The sequence below is a fragment of the Pseudomonas sp. 22189 genome (assembly GCF_052045635.1).
GTDB classification, from domain to species: Bacteria; Pseudomonadota; Gammaproteobacteria; order Pseudomonadales; family Pseudomonadaceae; genus Aquipseudomonas; species Aquipseudomonas parakoreensis.
On the sequence record NZ_JBQEPG010000014.1, the window covers coordinates 77567 to 94292 of the forward strand.

Here is a 16726-nt window from a genome sequence, read left to right on the forward strand (position 1 = left end):
AATGTTTGAAAGTGCTTTTCTGAAAGGCTGCCCGATAGCTGGCACCCTTGTTGCTAATACCTGTGTACCCGCCGAGTGAGTGTCAAAAAATTGCGGGCCGCCCAAGAGAGTAGACCATGAGCCAAGGTATTGAATTTAATCGGTTGATGATGGACATGAAGGCCATGAAAATGGACGCCATGGCCACGCCGAAATCGACTGCCGCCGTCCCTGAACTGGCAGGCAGCAGCTTTTCCGACATGCTCGGTCAGGCCATCAACAAAGTCAGCGATACCCAGCAGGCCTCGACTCAGTTGGCCAACGCATTTGAAATCGGCAAAAGCGGCGTTGACCTGACCGACGTGATGATCGCCTCGCAGAAAGCCAGCGTGTCGTTCCAGGCTCTGACCCAGGTGCGCAACAAACTGGTTCAGGCTTATCAAGACATCATGCAGATGCCGGTTTAAGGACGAGATTGAGTCATGGCAGAAGCAGTCGCCGATAACGTTCCGGCCAAGGCCACCCCGATAGACGGCAAACCGCCGCTGTTCGGCCTGTCCTTTCTGGAAAACCTCTCCGAGATGACCATGTTGCGTCAGGTGGGCCTGTTGGTCGGCCTGGCTGCGAGCGTGGCGATTGGCTTTGCCGTGGTGCTGTGGTCGCAGCAGCCGGATTACCGTCCGTTGTACGGCAGCCTTGCCGGCATGGACGCCAAGCAGGTCATGGATACCCTGGCCTCCGCCGACATCCCTTACACCGTCGAGCCGAACTCCGGCGCCTTGCTGGTCAAGGCTGACGACCTGTCCCGTGCGCGGATGAAACTCGCGGCCGCTGGTGTCACTCCCAGCGACGGCAACATCGGTTTCGAAATCCTCGACAAGGAACAGGGTCTGGGCACCAGCCAGTTCATGGAAGCGACCCGTTACCGTCGCGGCCTCGAAGGCGAACTGGCGCGCACCATCTCCAGCCTGAACAACGTCAAGGGCGCCCGCGTGCACCTGGCGATTCCGAAGAGCTCGGTGTTCGTGCGTGATGAGCGCAAGCCAAGCGCTTCGGTTCTGGTCGAGTTGTACTCCGGACGTTCGCTGGAGCCGGGTCAGGTGGTGGCGATCATCAACCTGGTGGCGACGTCCGTGCCTGAACTGAGCAAATCGCAGATCACCGTCGTCGATCAGAAGGGCAATCTGCTCTCCGATCAGGCGGAGAACTCCGAAATGACCATGGCCGGCAAGCAGTTCGATTACAGCCGCCGCATGGAAAGCATGCTCACCCAGCGCGTGCACAACATTCTGCAGCCGGTACTGGGCAACGATCGCTACAAGGCTGAAGTCTCGGCCGACATCGATTTCAGTGCCGTCGAATCGACCGCCGAGCAGTTCAACCCGGACCAGCCGGCGTTGCGCAGCGAGCAGTCGGTCAATGAGCAACGCACCGCCAGCAATGGTCCGCAAGGTGTTCCGGGGGCGCTGAGCAACCAGCCGCCGGCGCCGGCCTCGGCACCGCAAACCACCGGTGGTGCGCAGGGCTCTACCGGCATGATTCAGCCCGGTCAGCCACTGGTGGATGCCAACGGTCAGCAGATCATGGACCCGGCCACCGGCCAGCCAATGCTCGCACCGTACCCGGCGGACAAGCGTCAACAATCCACCAAGAACTTCGAACTCGACCGTTCCATCAGCCACACCAAGCAGCAGCAGGGTCGCCTGAATCGTCTGTCGGTGTCGGTAGTGGTCGACGATCAGGTCAAGGTCAATGCAGCCAACGGGGAAACCACCCGCGCACCGTGGAGCGCCGATGAACTGGCGCGCTTCACCCGCCTGGTGCAGGACGCGGTCGGCTTCGATGCCAGCCGTGGCGACAGCGTCAGCGTGATCAACATGCCGTTCTCCGCCGAACGCGGTGAAGTGGTTGCCGATATTCCGTTCTACTCCCAGCCATGGTTCTGGGACATCGTCAAACAAGTGCTGGGTGTGTTGTTCATCCTGGTGCTGGTGTTTGGTGTGCTGCGTCCGGTGTTGAACAACATCACCGGCGGCGGCAAAGGCAAGGAGCTGGCCGGTCTGGGCAGCGACGTGGAACTCGGTGGCATGGGCGGCCTGGACGGCGACCTGGCCAACGACCGCGTGAGCCTCGGTGGTCCGCAGAGCATTCTGTTGCCGAGCCCGAGCGAGGGGTACGACGCACAACTGAATGCAATCAAGAGCTTGGTGGCCGAGGATCCGGGTCGCGTGGCTCAGGTCGTGAAAGAGTGGATTAACGCAGATGAGTGATAACCGAGCCGCAACCGTCAAACTGAACAAGGTCGACAAAGCTGCAATTCTGCTGCTGTCCCTGGGTTCGACCGATGCCGCGCAAGTGCTGCGCCACATGGGCCCGAAAGAGGTTCAGCGGGTGGGTGTGGCCATGGCTCAGATGGGCAACGTCCATCGCGAGCAGGTCGAGCAGGTCATGAGCGAGTTCGTCGACATCGTCGGCGACCAGACCAGCCTCGGCGTCGGTTCCGACGACTACGTGCGCAAAATGCTTACCCAGGCCTTGGGCGAAGACAAGGCCAACGGCCTGATCGACCGCATCCTGCTCGGTGGCAACACCAGCGGCCTCGACAGCCTGAAATGGATGGAGCCGCGCGCGGTTGCCGACGTGATCCGTTACGAACACCCGCAGATCCAGGCCATCGTCGTCGCGTACCTCGACCCGGATCAGGCCGGTGAAGTGCTCGGCAACTTTGACCACAAGGTGCGCCTGGACATCATCCTGCGTGTTTCGTCGCTGAACACCGTGCAACCGGCTGCGCTGAAAGAGCTGAACCAGATTCTCGAGAAGCAGTTCTCCGGCAACTCGAATGCCTCGCGCACCACCCTGGGTGGCATCAAGCGTGCGGCGGACATCATGAACTTCCTCGACAGCTCGATCGAAGGCCAGCTCATGGACTCGATCCGCGAAGTCGACGAAGACCTGTCCGGTCAGATCGAAGACCTCATGTTCGTGTTCAACAACCTCGCCGACGTCGACGACCGCGGCATCCAGGCGCTGTTGCGCGAAGTATCCTCCGACGTGCTGGTGCTGGCCCTCAAGGGTTCGGACGAAGGCGTCAAGGAGAAGATCTTCAAGAACATGTCCAAGCGTGCCGCCGAACTGTTGCGCGACGACCTCGAAGCCAAAGGCCCGGTGCGCGTCAGCGACGTGGAAACCGCGCAGAAAGAAATCCTCACCATTGCCCGTCGCATGGCCGAAGCCGGCGAAATCGTGCTCGGTGGCAAGGGCGGCGAGGAAATGATCTAAGCCCATGGACAAGCATGACGAGTCAGTGACGGATCTGATCCGCGCCCGCGATGTCCGTGGTTTCGAATCCTGGGCACTGCCCAGCTTCGATCCGCCGAAACCGGAACCCGAGCCGGAGCCGGAGCCCGAACCGCCGGAAATGGAAGAAGTGCCGCTGGAGGAAGTCCAGCCACTGACCCTGGAAGAACTCGAAAGCATCCGTCAGGAGGCCTACAACGAGGGCTTTGGCATCGGTGAGAAGGAAGGTTTTCACAGCGCCACGCTCAAGGTGCGTCAGGAAGCCGAAGTGGCGCTGGCGGCGAAACTGGCCAGCCTCGAGCAACTGATGACCCATTTGTTCGAGCCGATTGCCGAGCAAGACACGCAGATCGAAAAGTCGCTGGTCGACCTTGTGCAACACATCACCAGACAGGTGATCAAGCGCGAACTGGCGATCGATTCCAGCCAGATCGAACACGTCATGCGCGACGCGCTCAAGTTGCTGCCGTTGGGCGTGGACAACGTGCGCCTGTACGTCAATCCGCAGGACTTCGAACAGGCCAAGGCCTTGCGCGAACGCCATGAGGAAACCTGGCGCATCGTCGAGGACGAGTCGCTGATGCCCGGTGGTTGCCGGGTTGAAACCGCGCACAGCCGCATCGACGCGAGCATTGAAACCCGCATCACCCAGGTCATGGGCAAGCTGTTTGACCAATTGCACGAACAGTCTCTGCACCCGGCTGCGCCGGATCTGAGTCTGGACATTCCTGAAGAAAGCCAACTGGCGGCTGCGCCTGAAGAGCCGCTCGCGGACATCCCCGATGCGCCTTGAACGCACCAGTTTCGCCAAGCGCCTCAGCACCTATGCCGACGCCACTGACATCGCTGGCGCGCCGATTCTCGAAGGCCGCCTGCTGCGCATGGTCGGCCTCACCCTCGAAGCCGAAGGCTTGCGCGCCGCCATGGGCACACGCTGCCTGGTGATCAATGACGACAGCTATCACCCGTCCCAGGTGGAAGCGGAAGTCATGGGGTTTTCTGGCAGCAAAGTCTTCCTGATGCCGGTCGGCAGCGTCGCCGGCATCGCCCCGGGCGCCCGTGTGGTGCCGCTGGCCGAAACCGGTCGTCTGCCGATGGGCATGAGCATGCTCGGTCGCGTACTCGACGGTGCCGGACGGGCGCTGGACGGCAAGGGCGGGATGAAGGCTGAAGACTGGGTGCCGATGGACGGCCCGACAATCAACCCGCTCAACCGCGACCCGATTCACGAACCGCTGGATGTCGGCATTCGTTGCATCAACGGTTTGCTGACGGTCGGGCGTGGTCAGCGTCTGGGCCTGTTCGCCGGTACCGGTGTCGGTAAATCGGTGCTGCTGGGCATGATGACCCGCTTCACCGAGGCCGACATCATCGTCGTTGGTCTGATCGGTGAGCGGGGTCGAGAAGTTAAGGAGTTCATCGAGCACATCCTCGGTGAAGAAGGCCTCAAGCGTTCGGTGGTGGTCGCCTCACCGGCGGACGATGCGCCGCTGATGCGTTTGCGCGCGGCGATGTACTGCACGCGGATCGCCGAGTATTTCCGCGACAAGGGCAAGAACGTCCTGTTGCTGATGGATTCGCTGACCCGTTTCGCTCAGGCTCAGAGGGAAATCGCTCTGGCCATCGGCGAGCCGCCAGCGACCAAGGGTTATCCGCCCTCGGTGTTCGCCAAACTGCCGAAACTGGTGGAGCGCGCCGGTAACGCGGAAAAGGGCGGGGGTTCGATTACTGCGTTCTACACCGTGTTGTCCGAAGGCGATGACCAGCAGGACCCGATTGCCGACTCGGCGCGGGGCGTGCTCGACGGCCATATCGTGTTGTCCCGGCGGCTGGCCGAGGAAGGGCACTATCCGGCCATCGACATCGAAGCCTCGATCAGCCGGGTGATGCCGGCGGTGGTTTCGGCGGAACACATGCAGCGTGCGCAGTACTTCAAACAGCTGTGGTCGCGCTATCAGCAGAGCCGCGATCTGATCAGCGTCGGCGCTTACGTCGCCGGTGGTGACCGCGAGACCGATCTGGCGATCAATCTGCAGCCGCAACTGACCCGCTACCAGCGGCAGGGGCTGAACGACAAGATCAACATGGGCGAGAGCCAGGCCTATCTGGAAACCCTGTTCGCGCCTGCGGCGGGCGGGTAACCGGCCATGGCCGTGAGTCGCGCCGCACGTCTGGCACCGGTGGTGGAAATGGCCGAACAGGCCGAAAAAACGGCCGTCCAGCGTCTGGGATACTTTCAGGGCCAGGTCAAGGTGGCTGAAAGCAAACTCGCCGACCTCGATGCCTTTCGTCTGGATTATCAAGAACAGTGGATCGTACGCGGCAGCGACGGGGTTTCCGGGCAATGGTTGCTGGGTTATCACGGCTTTCTGGCGCAACTGGACACCGCGATCGACCAGCAGCGGCAAAGCCTGGTCTGGCACCAGAACAACCTGATCAAGGCGCGAGACGCCTGGCAGCAGGCGTTCGCCAAGGTCGAAGGCCTGCGCAAACTGGTGCAGCGCTACCGCGAAGAGGCGCAACGCCTCGAAGACAAGCGAGAGCAGAGGTTGCTGGATGAGTTGTCGCAGCGTTTGCCGCGGCACGATCCATACTGATGCGACGCGGCAGTACCGCTTTAAACGATATCTTGAATCAAGCGGCTGACACGCTGAACGTGAATGCCTTGGATTGACCCAGCGTGATTGATTTACGTCTTACGGTGAAGTACACACTGACCGTTTTTCCCACTAGTTCCCAATCGTCGACCGAGTTGATTTTCGTGCCAACTTCCCCATTCGTAACTCCCGTGGAAGAAACTTTGGCGAGTTTTTCGTAGTGCACATTCCCGTCAGCGTCAAAGACAAATGTGACTTCGTCGTGTAGCTCTGTACGGTATCGCGCCATAACAATGGCTTCGCCTCGTTCATACTCTGCATGGCTGATCCGGGTGGGCGACACTGTGTTTTTCAGGTGTGGCGCTGGGTAGGTTTCTTTTGACGAGCCCATGAGTCATATCCTTCGATTCGAGCGCAGCGATTTTGCTGCCACTTGATGATGGGTTTGGATAGTCATTGCGCACACTGACAGATCTGACAGTTACGACGAACGGTGCGCTCAGCGGGCGCAAACGAATCCATGGTTATTTGTTGCTGCAATCGGGTTGCTGGCCGCTCTACCAAGTGCTAAACCTTGTACACGTTCGTCAATGACAAGGAAGCCAGTCAATGTCTGTCGTTACAGAAGTCTCTCCGGATGGTCAAAAACTGACGATTTCGGTCAGGGGGCGGTTCGATTTCGGGCGCCATCAGGAATTTCGCGAGGCCTATGAGCGGCTTAACCGCAAGCCTGACTCCATCGTGGTCGATCTGAAGGACGCCACCTACCTCGACAGCTCCGCGCTGGGCATGCTGCTCCTGCTGCGCGATCACGCCGGCGGCGACGACTCGGACGTGCGGGTGGTCAACAGCAACTCCGACGTGCGCAAGATTCTCGCCATCTCCAACTTCGACAAACTGTTCGACATCAGTTGACGGCCATGCAGGCGCAAGAGCCGCTGACGATCCTGATCGCCGAAGACAGCGCCGCCGACCGGTTACTGTTGTCGACCATCGTCCGGCGTCAGGGACATGAAGTACTGACCGCCGCCAATGGCGCCGAAGCGCTGGAAGTGTTTCGGCGCCAGCCGCTGCATCTGGTGCTGATGGACGCGATGATGCCGGTGATGGACGGCTTCGAAGCGGCGCGACAGATCAAGGCGCTGGCGGGCGAAACCCTGGTGCCGATCATCTTCCTGACCTCGCTGACCGAAAGCGAAGCGCTGGCACGCTGCCTGGAGGCGGGCGGCGACGACTTTCTGGCGAAGCCGTACAACCAGGTGATCCTTGCCGCCAAAATCAAGGCGATGGATCGCTTGCGTCGTTTGCAGGCCACGGTGCTGCAGCAGCGCGACCTGATTGCCAAGCATCACGATTACCTGCTCAACGAACAACGCGTGGCCAAAGCGGTGTTCGACAAGGTCGCGCATTCGGGTTGCCTGAGCGCGCCGAATATTCGCTACCTGCAATCGCCCTATGCATTGTTCAACGGCGACCTGCTGCTGGCGGCCTACACGCCGGCCGGCGACATGCATGTGCTGCTCGGTGATTTCACCGGCCACGGTCTGCCGGCGGCGGTGGGGGCGATGCCGTTGGCCGAAGTGTTTTACGGCATGACGGCCAAAGGTTACGGCCTGGCCGAAACCCTGCGCGAGATGAACGCCAAGCTCAAGCGCATCCTGCCGGTGGACATGTTCTGCTGCGCGACCATGCTTTGCCTGAGCTTTCAGCGTCGTACTGTGGAGGTGTGGAACGGCGGCATGCCCGAAGGCTATCTGCACCGGATCGCCACGGGCGAACGGCTGCCGCTGCCGGCGCGGCATTTACCGCTCGGTGTGCTCAGCCCGCAGGCGTTCGACGATCGCACCGAAGTGCAGGCCATGGCGGCAGGGGACCGCGTGTTCCTGCTGTCAGACGGCGTGATCGATACCACTGACGCCGATGACCGCTTGTTTGGTGTCGAGCGTTTGCAGCAACTGTTTGCCGCCAATCGTGAACCGGACAACCTGTTCGCCGAGATCGAGCAGGCCTTGCACGCCTTTCGTGGCGAGCCCCGCGACGATGTGAGCATGGTCGAGATCAGTCTGTTGGAGGCGACGCAGGTGATGCCGTCGGCGCCGGTGTACTCCGACAGCGGCCAATCCTGTCCGCTGGACTGGTCGGTCAGCTTCGAGTTTCGCGGTGCGACGCTCAGGCGCTTCAATCCTTTGCCGTACCTGCTGCAATTGTTACTGGAAGTGCATGGATTGCGCACTCAGGGTGGCGCAATCTACAGCGTGCTTGCCGAGCTGTATTCCAATGCACTGGAGCATGGCGTGCTGGGGCTCGATTCCAGCCTCAAGCGCGATGCCGCTGGATTCGCTCGCTACTACGAGCAGCGCAATGCACGACTCGAAGCGTTGCAGGACGGTTATGTGCGCGTGCATCTGCAAGTCAGGCCACAAGGTGCCGGTGGTTGTCTGGTCATCCGCGTCGAGGACAGCGGCAAGGGGTTTGACGTGGCGCGCGTGATGGAGCGACCGCTGGACGGCGTCCGTCTGTCGGGGCGCGGCGTCAGCTTGATTCGGCAATTGGGGCATAACGCCAGTTGGTCGGACGAAGGTCGCAGTGCTTGCGTAGAGTTTTTCTGGGAGGTTAGGGCATAATTCGCCGATTCTTGATCAAGGAGTGAACAAGTGACTGACCAACATGTGGATCGCGAAGTACTCGATGCGTTGCGCGAAGTGATGGAAGACAGCTATCCGGATTTGCTGGATACCTTCCTGACCGATTCTGAAAGTCGCTTGCATCAATTGCAAAAGACCGCCGACGCCAAGGTGTTGGCCGAGGTCGCCCATAGTTTCAAGGGCAGCGCCAGCAACATGGGCGCCGTGCGACTGGCGACGCTCTGTCAGGCGCTCGAGGCGGACGCCAGAAACAAAAGTCCCGCCGAAATCGTCGATCTGGTGGCGGACATCAGCAGCGAATTTGCCGATGTGCGAACTGTCTACGAAGACGAACGCCAGCACGCCCTCACGCATTGAATCCTGCCGTCCGGCGCTTTTCGCCAGCGCCGGACGAAACTGGCCCGACACTTGCAATAATCCCCGTCAACTGTACCTACGATCCCAGTGCAGCGGAGACCGTGTCATGCCTGCGACCCCCAATGTTCTTCTTCAATCTGCCGCCCAGGCCAAGGCGCAAGCCGCTGCTGTCAAAGCACCGGTCGTGGCTGCAGACACCGGGGACAAGGCCTCAAGCTTCGCTCAGGTGTTCGCCGATCAAGGCCCGAAAAAAAATCTGCCAGGCACTGACAGTTCGTTGAAACCGGCACGTGACAAGGTTGCCGACAACAGCGACAAGAAAGATCTCGGCAAGGATAAGTCTGCCGCCTCGCAACAGACCGTTGCCGATAGCGGCAATGCCTTGCCTGCCGACAAGACCGCTTCGACTGCATCCGATGATCAGGCGGCCGCTGACAAGGCCGTCGCCGAGGCTGCCGCTGACAGCACGCAGACGCCAGTGGCGGACACCCCCCCGGTAGATCCGGCGCTGGATCCGGCGCTGGTGCAAACCGTGCAACCGCTGGTGACTGCACCGGCGGTGCCCGCGCCAGTCGCTGCAACACCGGAGCCGGTCAAGGCCGAGACGCCGGTCGTGGCTGCAACCGTTGCGCCAGCCGTGGTCAAAGACCCGGCGGCATCGACCGATAGCGCTTTCGACCCGGCGGCCGATCCACTCGATTCGCTGCCGGCGGTGCGCATGGCGATGGAGCAGGGCGGACACATTTCTGCCAGCAGTCAGGCGCAACCCAAAGCTACGCCGGCCCAGACTCAGGCCGACGGTGAATTGACTGCGGCGCAGAACTTCGCTGCCGGCATGGCCAGCATGCTCGACGTACAGGCCGACAAGGACAGCACCAGTCAAAGCGGCGAGAAAGCCTTCAGCGGTCTGATCGACGATGGCCTGAAAGATCTCAAGTCTGCCACCAGCGACACTCGAGTCGATGATTTCGCCAACCGTCTGGCGGCGCTGACTCAGGCGGCTACGCCGAAAACCGCGAACGCGGTGCCGGTGAATCAACCGATCGCCATGCACCAGAGCGGCTGGACCGAAGAAATCGTCAACCGCGTCATGTACCTGTCCAGCGCCAACCTGAAGGCGGCGGATATTCAATTGCAGCCGGCAGAACTGGGGCGTCTGGATATTCGGGTGAACATGGTTCCGGACCAGCAGACCCAAGTGACCTTCATGAGCGCGCATCCAAGCGTGCGTGAAGCGCTCGATGGTCAGATGCATCGCCTGCGTGACATGTTCACCCAGCAGGGCATGGGCCAGGTTGACGTCAACGTCTCCGACCAGAGTCGTGGCTGGCAGGGTCAGCAGGGTCAGGAACAGGCGCAGCACGGTCAGAGCGGCCGCACCAGCGCTGCTGGCGGACGTCTGGATTCGGCGGACGAAGAACTGACGCCGGCAGCCGTGGCTGAAGCCGCTGCGCAAACTACCAGCGTGATCGGCAGCAGCGCCGTCGACTACTACGCCTGATTCAAAGTATCCACAAAAACCTGTGGGAGCTGGCTTGCCAGCGATGGCGCCGGCACATTCAAAACCAATGTGTCAGACCAATCGCTATCGCTGGCAAGCCAGCTCCCACAGGGCTTGTATCGATTCATGCACCTCGCTCCTCCAACGCTCCGACACTTCTGGCATAACACTTGCTCTTGCCTTGCCGTGCGACTGTGAAAACCCGATTAGTGACGGATTATTGGCATGGCGAAGAGCGAAGCAGCAGCTGTAAAAGACCCCGCGACCAAAGGCAAACTCAAGATGATCATCCTGATCGTGGTGGCTCTGCTGCTGGCGATCGGTGTGTCCGTGGGCGCGACCTGGTACTTCATGCACAGCGCTCAGAGCAAGCCTGCCGCCGCGGCCGAGACCGCGCCGGTCGGCAAGCAGCCGGCGATTTTCGAGCCGATGGCGCCGGCGTTTGTCGCCAACTACAACCAGAACGGCCGTCAGCGCTACATGCAGGTGAGCATCACCATGCTGGCGCGTAACCAGGCTGATCTGGACGCGCTCAAAGTGCACATGCCGGTGATCCGCAACAACCTGGTGATGCTCTTCTCCGGTCAGGATTTCGCCACACTGGCGACCCCGGTCGGCCAGGAGATGCTGCGCCAGAAGGCCACAGCCAGCGTCCAGGAAGTGGCGCAGAAAGAGCTGGGCAAAGTGGTGATCGAACAGTTGCTTTTCACTAATTTCGTACTGCAGTAGGAACACGACATGGCCGTGCAGGATCTGCTGTCCCAGGATGAAATCGACGCGCTGTTGCATGGCGTCGACGATGGTCTGGTACAGACCGATAACGCTGCCGAACCCGGCAGTGTCAAAAGCTACGACCTGACCAGCCAGGATCGCATCGTCCGTGGACGCATGCCGACCCTGGAAATGATCAACGAGCGTTTTGCCCGTTACACCCGCATCAGCATGTTCAACATGCTGCGCCGCTCGGCGGACGTTGCCGTCGGTGGCGTACAGGTGATGAAGTTCGGCGAATACGTGCACTCGCTGTACGTGCCGACCAGCCTCAACCTGGTCAAGATCAAACCGTTGCGTGGTACCGCACTGTTCATCCTCGACGCCAAACTGGTGTTCAAGCTGGTGGACAATTTCTTTGGCGGCGACGGCCGTCACGCCAAGATCGAAGGGCGTGAATTCACCCCGACCGAACTGCGCGTGGTGCGCATGGTGCTGGAGCAGGCCTTCGTCGATCTGAAGGAAGCCTGGCAGGCGATCATGGAAGTCAATTTCGAGTACATCAACTCGGAAGTGAACCCGGCCATGGCCAACATCGTCGGCCCGAGCGAAGCGATTGTGGTCTCCACCTTCCACATCGAACTCGACGGCGGTGGCGGTGACCTGCACGTGACCATGCCGTACTCGATGATCGAACCGGTGCGCGAAATGCTCGACGCCGGTTTCCAGTCGGACCTCGACGATCAGGACGAGCGTTGGGTCAACGCCCTGCGTCAGGACGTGCTCGATGTCGACGTGCCGATCGGCGCCACCGTGGCCCGCCGTCAGTTGAAGCTGCGCGACATCCTGCACATGCAGCCGGGCGATGTGATCCCGGTCGAAATGCCGGAAGACATGATCATGCGCGCCAACGGCGTACCGGCCTTCAAGGTCAAGATGGGCTCGCACAAAGGCAACCTCGCGTTGCAGGTGATCGAGCCGATCGAGCGGCGCTGAAGCGCCGCTCTCACCCCCACGCATTTAACTGAATTGTTGCCCGCCGAGGACAAATGATGAACGACGAAATGAACGCCCAGGACGATCAGGCACTGGCCGACGAATGGGCTGCGGCCCTGGAAGAGACCGGTGATGGCAGCCAGGCTGACATCGATGCGCTGCTGGCGGCCGACGCTGGCGCTGCAAGCTCCAACCGTCTGCCGATGGAAGAGTTCGGCAGCGTGCCGAAGAACAACGATCCGGTGACGCTGGATGGCCCGAACCTCGACGTGATCCTCGACATCCCGGTGTCGATCTCGATGGAGGTGGGCAGCACCGACATCAACATCCGCAACCTGCTGCAACTGAACCAGGGTTCGGTGATCGAGCTCGATCGTCTGGCCGGCGAGCCGCTGGACGTACTGGTCAACGGCACCCTGATCGCGCACGGCGAAGTGGTGGTGGTCAACGAGAAGTTCGGCATCCGCCTGACCGACGTGATCAGCCCAAGCGAACGCATCAAGAAGCTGCGCTGAGTGAAACGATTTCTCTGGGCTTTGCTGGCACTGCCATTGAGCGTGCTGGCCGCCGAGCCGTCGACGGCGACCACCGTGCCCGCTGCCACCGCGCCGATGGTCAACAGCGGCGTGGCCGGGCAACTGACGCAACTGGTGTTCGGTCTGTTGCTGGTGCTGGGGTTGATCTTCTTCCTCGCCTGGCTACTGCGCCGGGTGCAGCAGGCCGGGCCGGCGGGCAAGGGCCAGGTGATCGAACTGATTGGCTCGCGCGCGCTCGGTCCGCGTGACCGGTTGATGCTGGTGCAGGTCGGCAACGAGCAAATTCTGTTGGGCTTGAGCCCCGGCACCATTACGGCGCTGCACGTGCTCAAAGAGCCGGTGCAAGTGCCGAGCAGTAGCGAAAAAGCGACCCCGGAATTTGCCCAGCATCTGCTGAAGATTCTCGGCAAGGATCAGAAGGATAAGAAGTAATGGCTGCGCTCCGCATCGTCTTGACGCTGGCCCTGATGCTGGCCGCGCCACTGGCATTCGCCGCCGATCCGTTGTCGATCCCGGCGATCACGCTGGGCACCAACGCCGACGGCGCGCAGGAATACTCGGTCAGCCTGCAGATCCTGCTGATCATGACGGCGCTGAGCTTCATTCCGGCGGCCGTGATTCTGATGACCAGTTTTACCCGGATCATCATCGTCTTCTCGATCTTGCGTCAGGCCCTCGGTCTGCAGCAGACGCCGTCGAACCAGATCCTCACCGGCATGGCGCTGTTCCTCACCATGTTTATCATGGCCCCGGTGTTCGACCGGGTGAACAACGATGCGCTGCAGCCGTACCTGGCGGAAAAGCTCACCGCGCAGCAAGCGGTGGAAAAGGCCCAGGTACCGATCAAGGACTTCATGCTCGCGCAGACCCGCACCAGCGATCTGGAGCTGTTCATGCGTCTGTCCAAGCGCACCGACATCGCCACCCCGGATCAGGCGCCGCTGACCATTCTGGTGCCGGCGTTCGTCACCTCCGAGCTGAAAACCGCGTTCCAGATTGGCTTCATGATCTTCATCCCGTTCCTGATCATCGACCTGGTGGTCGCGAGCGTGCTGATGGCGATGGGTATGATGATGCTCTCGCCGCTGATCATTTCGCTGCCGTTCAAGATCATGCTGTTCGTGCTGGTGGATGGCTGGGCGCTGATCATCGGCACTCTGGCCAGTAGCTTCGGAGGTGTCTCGCCATGACGCCGGAAGTTGCGGTCGATATCTTTCGTGAAGCGCTGTGGCTGACCACTTTGATGGTCGCGATTCTGGTGGTGCCGAGTCTGTTGGTCGGCTTGTTGGTGGCGATGTTTCAGGCCGCGACGCAGATCAACGAACAGACCCTGAGCTTCCTGCCGCGTCTGTTGGTGATGCTGGTGACGCTGATTGTGGGCGGTCCATGGATCGTGCAGACGTTCATGGAATACATCATCCAGCTCTACAAAAACATCCCGATGGTCATCGGCTGAGCCATGCAATCGCTGCTTCAGCTGACCGACACCCAGATCAGTACCTGGGTGGCGTCGTTCATGTTGCCACTGTTTCGTGTCGCCTCGATGCTGATGGTCATGCCGGTGTTCGGCACCACGCTGGTGTCGCGGCGGATACGCCTGTATTTCGCCGTGGCCATCACCGTATGCATTGCCCCGGGACTGCCGCCGATGCCGGAGGTCAGTCCGCTGGCGCTCAGTGGCTGGTTGCTGATTGGCGAGCAGATTCTGGTCGGCGCGGTGCTGGGGTTTTCCCTGCAACTGTTTTTTCAGGCGTTTGCCGTGGCCGGGCAGATTGTCGCGATCCAGATGGGTATGGGCTTCGCTTCGATGGTCGACCCGGCCAACGGCGTCTCGGTGGCGGTCATCGGCCAGTTCTTCACCATGCTGGTGACCTTGTTGTTCCTGTCGATGAACGGCCATCTGGTGGTCTTCGAAGTGCTCACCGAGAGCTTCACAACGCTGCCGGTCGGCGGCGGCTTGATGACGGCGCAGTACTGGGAGTTGGCCGGCAAACTCGGCTGGGTGCTCGGGGCGGCGTTGTTGCTGGTGTTGCCGGCGGTCACGGCGCTGCTGGTGGTCAACATTGCGTTCGGCGTGATGACCCGCGCCGCGCCGCAACTGAACATTTTCTCCATCGGTTTTCCGCTGACGCTGGTGCTCGGTCTGTTCATCGTCTGGGTCGGTCTGGCGGACATCCTCAATCAGTATCAACCGCTGGCCTCCGAGGCCCTGCAGTTGCTACGCGAACTGGCACGGGCGCGCTGAGCCATGGCTGAGAGCGAAAGCGGTCAGGACAAAACAGAAGACCCCACGGAGAAACGCAAAAAGGACTCCCGTGAGAAGGGTGAGATTGCCCGCTCCAAAGAGCTCAACACCCTCGCGGTGATGCTCGCCGGCGCCGGTGGTCTGCTGATCTTTGGCGGCATGCTGGCGCAGGAATTGATGGACCTGATGCGCCTCAATTTCAATCTTTCGCGGGAAGTGATCATGGACGAGAAGTCCATGGGCACCTTCCTGCTGGTCTCGGGCAAGATCGCCCTGTTAGCGATCCAGCCGGTCATGATTACTTTGTTGCTGGCCGCATTGATCGGGCCGATCTCCCTCGGCGGCTGGCTGTTCGCCGCCGGCTCCATGGCGCCGAAATTCAGCCGGATGAACCCCGGTGCGGGCCTTAAACGCATGTTCTCGATGAAGGCCGTGATCGAACTGGTCAAGGCATTGGCCAAGTTCATCATCACGCTGTTTGTGGCACTGATGGTGTTGTCGGCCGACATCGATGACTTCCTGCGGATCGCCCATGAACCGCTTGAGCAGGCAATCATTCACAGCGTGACGCTGGTGGGCTGGAGTTCGCTGTGGCTGGCCTGCGGGCTGATCATCATCGCGGCGGTCGACGTGCCGGTGCAGCTCTGGGAAAGCCACAAGAAACTGCTGATGACCAAGCAGGAAGTGCGCGACGAGCACAAGGATCAGGAAGGCCGGCCAGAGGTCAAACAGCGCATCCGCCAGACCCAGCGCGAGATGTCGCAGCGGCGGATGATGGCGGCGATTCCCGACGCCGACGTGGTCATCACCAACCCGACCCACTACGCCGTGGCGCTCAAGTACGATTCGGAGAAGGGCGGCGCGCCGGTCCTGCTGGCCAAGGGTAGCGATTTCCTCGCGCTGAAGATCCGCGAAATCGCCGTCGCCAACAACGTCATGCTCCTCGAATCGCCGGGGCTGGCGCGCTCGATCTACTACTCCACCGAGCTGGAACAGGAAATCCCCGGCGGCCTCTATCTGGCCGTCGCCCAGGTGCTGGCCTATGTCTACCAGATCCGCCAATACCGCGCCGGCAAGGGCAAACGCCCGGATCCACTCAAGGACGATTTGCCGATCCCGCCGGATTTGCGCCGCGATTCCTGACGCTTGCCGTGATCAAAAAAACCGCCGCCCCGGTTTGACGAGGCGGCGGTTTTTTTATGCCCGACCCAATGATATTTCGGCGCCTGTCGCCGTCATTGTGGTGAGGGGATTCATCCCCGATGGGCTGCGCAGCGGCCCTAAAACCTGAGACTTCGATCTTTCAGGAATACCGCGTGCTCTGGTTTCGCGACTGCTGCGCAGCCGATCGGGGATGAATCCCCTCACCACAGTTCTTGCCTGCCTTCTTAGCCTGCCAACTCCAGATTATCCAGCGCCCGATTCACCGCCAGCTCTCCCAGCATGATCAATTGCGCGATGCCCAGCAGCGTCCTGCGCTGCGAGGCCGGTATGAGGTGGGCGAAGTCATTGGCGATGGTTCTGGCTGAGGCGAGTGTTTCGCAGGCATCGGCCAGCAGTTCTTCGTTTTTGAAGTCGGCGGTCACGGCGTACATCCTGCGGGTTCTGCGCGGCGGTGGGGTGGATCCGGGCGCACAGAGGTAGTGATCGAGCGCGCGGTCGGCGGCATCGTGGAGTTTTTTCGAATCGAGGGATTCGTAGGGGGAGTTGGGGTCGGTTTCGGGTGGGTTGGGTGTTGGTTTGATCATGGTGAAGCTCCGTGGTTGATTTGGCCGCCACGGCTCATCGCTAAACAAGTAAAGGTGGCGGCTGTACGCAGGTTAGCGATCCGGGTCACAGAAACCCCGGGTAGACCCGAA

Annotated in this window: 20 protein-coding genes; 18 read left to right on the top strand and 2 right to left on the bottom strand. The window is 60.9% G+C overall.

Features of this window, described 5'->3' with window-relative positions; all coding sequences use genetic code 11:
• Nucleotides 1-116: 116 nt before the first annotated feature.
• Genes fliE through fliJ form a run of 6 tightly spaced genes read left to right on the top strand, consistent with a single transcriptional unit; the run spans nucleotide 117 to nucleotide 5876 of the window.
• A complete protein-coding gene (gene fliE, locus ACTJKS_RS16875; RefSeq protein WP_003222869.1) occupies nucleotides 117-446 on the top strand; it encodes a flagellar hook-basal body complex protein FliE in 330 nt (109 codons plus the stop codon).
• A gap of 15 nt (nucleotides 447-461) precedes the next feature.
• On the top strand, nucleotides 462-2249 hold the full coding sequence (gene fliF, locus ACTJKS_RS16880) for a flagellar basal-body MS-ring/collar protein FliF (protein ID WP_027614236.1): 1788 nt from the start codon (nucleotides 462-464) through the stop codon (nucleotides 2247-2249).
• A complete protein-coding gene (gene fliG, locus ACTJKS_RS16885) occupies nucleotides 2242-3261 on the top strand; it encodes a flagellar motor switch protein FliG (protein WP_007920042.1) in 1020 nt (339 codons plus the stop codon). The genes fliF and fliG overlap by 8 nt, the downstream gene beginning before the upstream one ends.
• A gap of 4 nt (nucleotides 3262-3265) precedes the next feature.
• A complete protein-coding gene (gene fliH, locus ACTJKS_RS16890; protein WP_108182042.1) occupies nucleotides 3266-4072 on the top strand; it encodes a flagellar assembly protein FliH in 807 nt (268 codons plus the stop codon).
• Nucleotides 4062-5420, top strand: a complete 1359-nt coding sequence (gene fliI, locus ACTJKS_RS16895; protein ID WP_047292537.1) for a flagellar protein export ATPase FliI — start codon at nucleotides 4062-4064, stop codon at nucleotides 5418-5420. Before fliH ends, fliI begins: the two co-directional genes overlap by 11 nt.
• Before the next feature lie 6 nt (nucleotides 5421-5426).
• A complete protein-coding gene (gene fliJ, locus ACTJKS_RS16900; RefSeq protein ID WP_108182043.1) occupies nucleotides 5427-5876 on the top strand; it encodes a flagellar export protein FliJ in 450 nt (149 codons plus the stop codon).
• A gap of 37 nt (nucleotides 5877-5913) precedes the next feature.
• Here the strand turns inward: fliJ and ACTJKS_RS16905 are convergent, their stop codons facing one another.
• Complete coding sequence (locus ACTJKS_RS16905) at nucleotides 5914-6267, bottom strand: hypothetical protein (protein WP_108182044.1); 354 nt, start codon at nucleotides 6265-6267, stop codon at nucleotides 5914-5916.
• A gap of 218 nt (nucleotides 6268-6485) precedes the next feature.
• On the opposite strand from ACTJKS_RS16905, the gene ACTJKS_RS16910 reads away from it, so the two are divergent.
• From ACTJKS_RS16910 to flhB, 12 genes are all read left to right on the top strand, one after another.
• On the top strand, nucleotides 6486-6791 hold the full coding sequence (locus ACTJKS_RS16910) for an STAS domain-containing protein (protein ID WP_108182045.1): 306 nt from the start codon (nucleotides 6486-6488) through the stop codon (nucleotides 6789-6791).
• Between the two features lie 5 nt (nucleotides 6792-6796).
• Nucleotides 6797-8500: an ATP-binding SpoIIE family protein phosphatase gene (locus ACTJKS_RS16915; RefSeq protein ID WP_108182046.1), complete on the top strand. Its 1704-nt coding sequence runs from the start codon at nucleotides 6797-6799 to the stop codon at nucleotides 8498-8500.
• Between the two features lie 30 nt (nucleotides 8501-8530).
• Entirely contained in the window at nucleotides 8531-8878 is a 348-nt protein-coding gene (locus tag ACTJKS_RS16920) for an Hpt domain-containing protein (RefSeq protein ID WP_108182047.1), read from the top strand.
• A 106-nt stretch (nucleotides 8879-8984) separates the two neighbouring features.
• Nucleotides 8985-10379 (top strand): flagellar hook-length control protein FliK, encoded by a 1395-nt coding sequence (locus ACTJKS_RS16925; protein WP_142580034.1) that lies wholly within the window; start codon nucleotides 8985-8987, stop codon nucleotides 10377-10379.
• Nucleotides 10380-10604: 225 nt separating this feature from the next.
• Nucleotides 10605-11108 carry a flagellar basal body-associated protein FliL gene (gene fliL / locus ACTJKS_RS16930; protein WP_041072981.1) on the top strand — a complete coding sequence of 168 codons (504 nt, stop codon included), beginning with the start codon at nucleotides 10605-10607 and terminating at the stop codon, nucleotides 11106-11108.
• A 9-nt stretch (nucleotides 11109-11117) separates the two neighbouring features.
• Complete coding sequence (gene fliM / locus ACTJKS_RS16935) at nucleotides 11118-12086, top strand: flagellar motor switch protein FliM (RefSeq protein ID WP_003222890.1); 969 nt, start codon at nucleotides 11118-11120, stop codon at nucleotides 12084-12086.
• Between the two features lie 56 nt (nucleotides 12087-12142).
• Entirely contained in the window at nucleotides 12143-12601 is a 459-nt protein-coding gene (gene fliN, locus ACTJKS_RS16940) for a flagellar motor switch protein FliN (RefSeq protein WP_003222891.1), read from the top strand.
• Nucleotides 12602-13054 carry a flagellar biosynthetic protein FliO gene (fliO, locus tag ACTJKS_RS16945; RefSeq protein WP_095139378.1) on the top strand — a complete coding sequence of 151 codons (453 nt, stop codon included), beginning with the start codon at nucleotides 12602-12604 and terminating at the stop codon, nucleotides 13052-13054. It abuts the gene before it with no gap.
• Nucleotides 13054-13812 carry a flagellar type III secretion system pore protein FliP gene (fliP, locus tag ACTJKS_RS16950; protein ID WP_041072977.1) on the top strand — a complete coding sequence of 253 codons (759 nt, stop codon included), beginning with the start codon at nucleotides 13054-13056 and terminating at the stop codon, nucleotides 13810-13812. Before fliO ends, fliP begins: the two co-directional genes overlap by 1 nt.
• A complete protein-coding gene (gene fliQ / locus ACTJKS_RS16955; RefSeq protein ID WP_041072975.1) occupies nucleotides 13809-14078 on the top strand; it encodes a flagellar biosynthesis protein FliQ in 270 nt (89 codons plus the stop codon). The genes fliP and fliQ overlap by 4 nt, the downstream gene beginning before the upstream one ends.
• Nucleotides 14079-14081: 3 nt before the next feature.
• Complete coding sequence (gene fliR / locus ACTJKS_RS16960) at nucleotides 14082-14867, top strand: flagellar biosynthetic protein FliR (RefSeq protein ID WP_108182049.1); 786 nt, start codon at nucleotides 14082-14084, stop codon at nucleotides 14865-14867.
• Nucleotides 14868-14870: 3 nt separating this feature from the next.
• Entirely contained in the window at nucleotides 14871-16010 is a 1140-nt protein-coding gene (gene flhB, locus ACTJKS_RS16965) for a flagellar biosynthesis protein FlhB (protein ID WP_145593039.1), read from the top strand.
• A gap of 245 nt (nucleotides 16011-16255) precedes the next feature.
• On the opposite strand, the gene ACTJKS_RS16970 is transcribed toward flhB, so the two are convergent.
• The gene (locus ACTJKS_RS16970) at nucleotides 16256-16615 is read right to left on the bottom strand and encodes a DUF6124 family protein (protein WP_262948067.1); all 360 of its coding nucleotides are present in this window, start codon (nucleotides 16613-16615) and stop codon (nucleotides 16256-16258) included.
• Nucleotides 16616-16726: the final 111 nt, after the last annotated feature.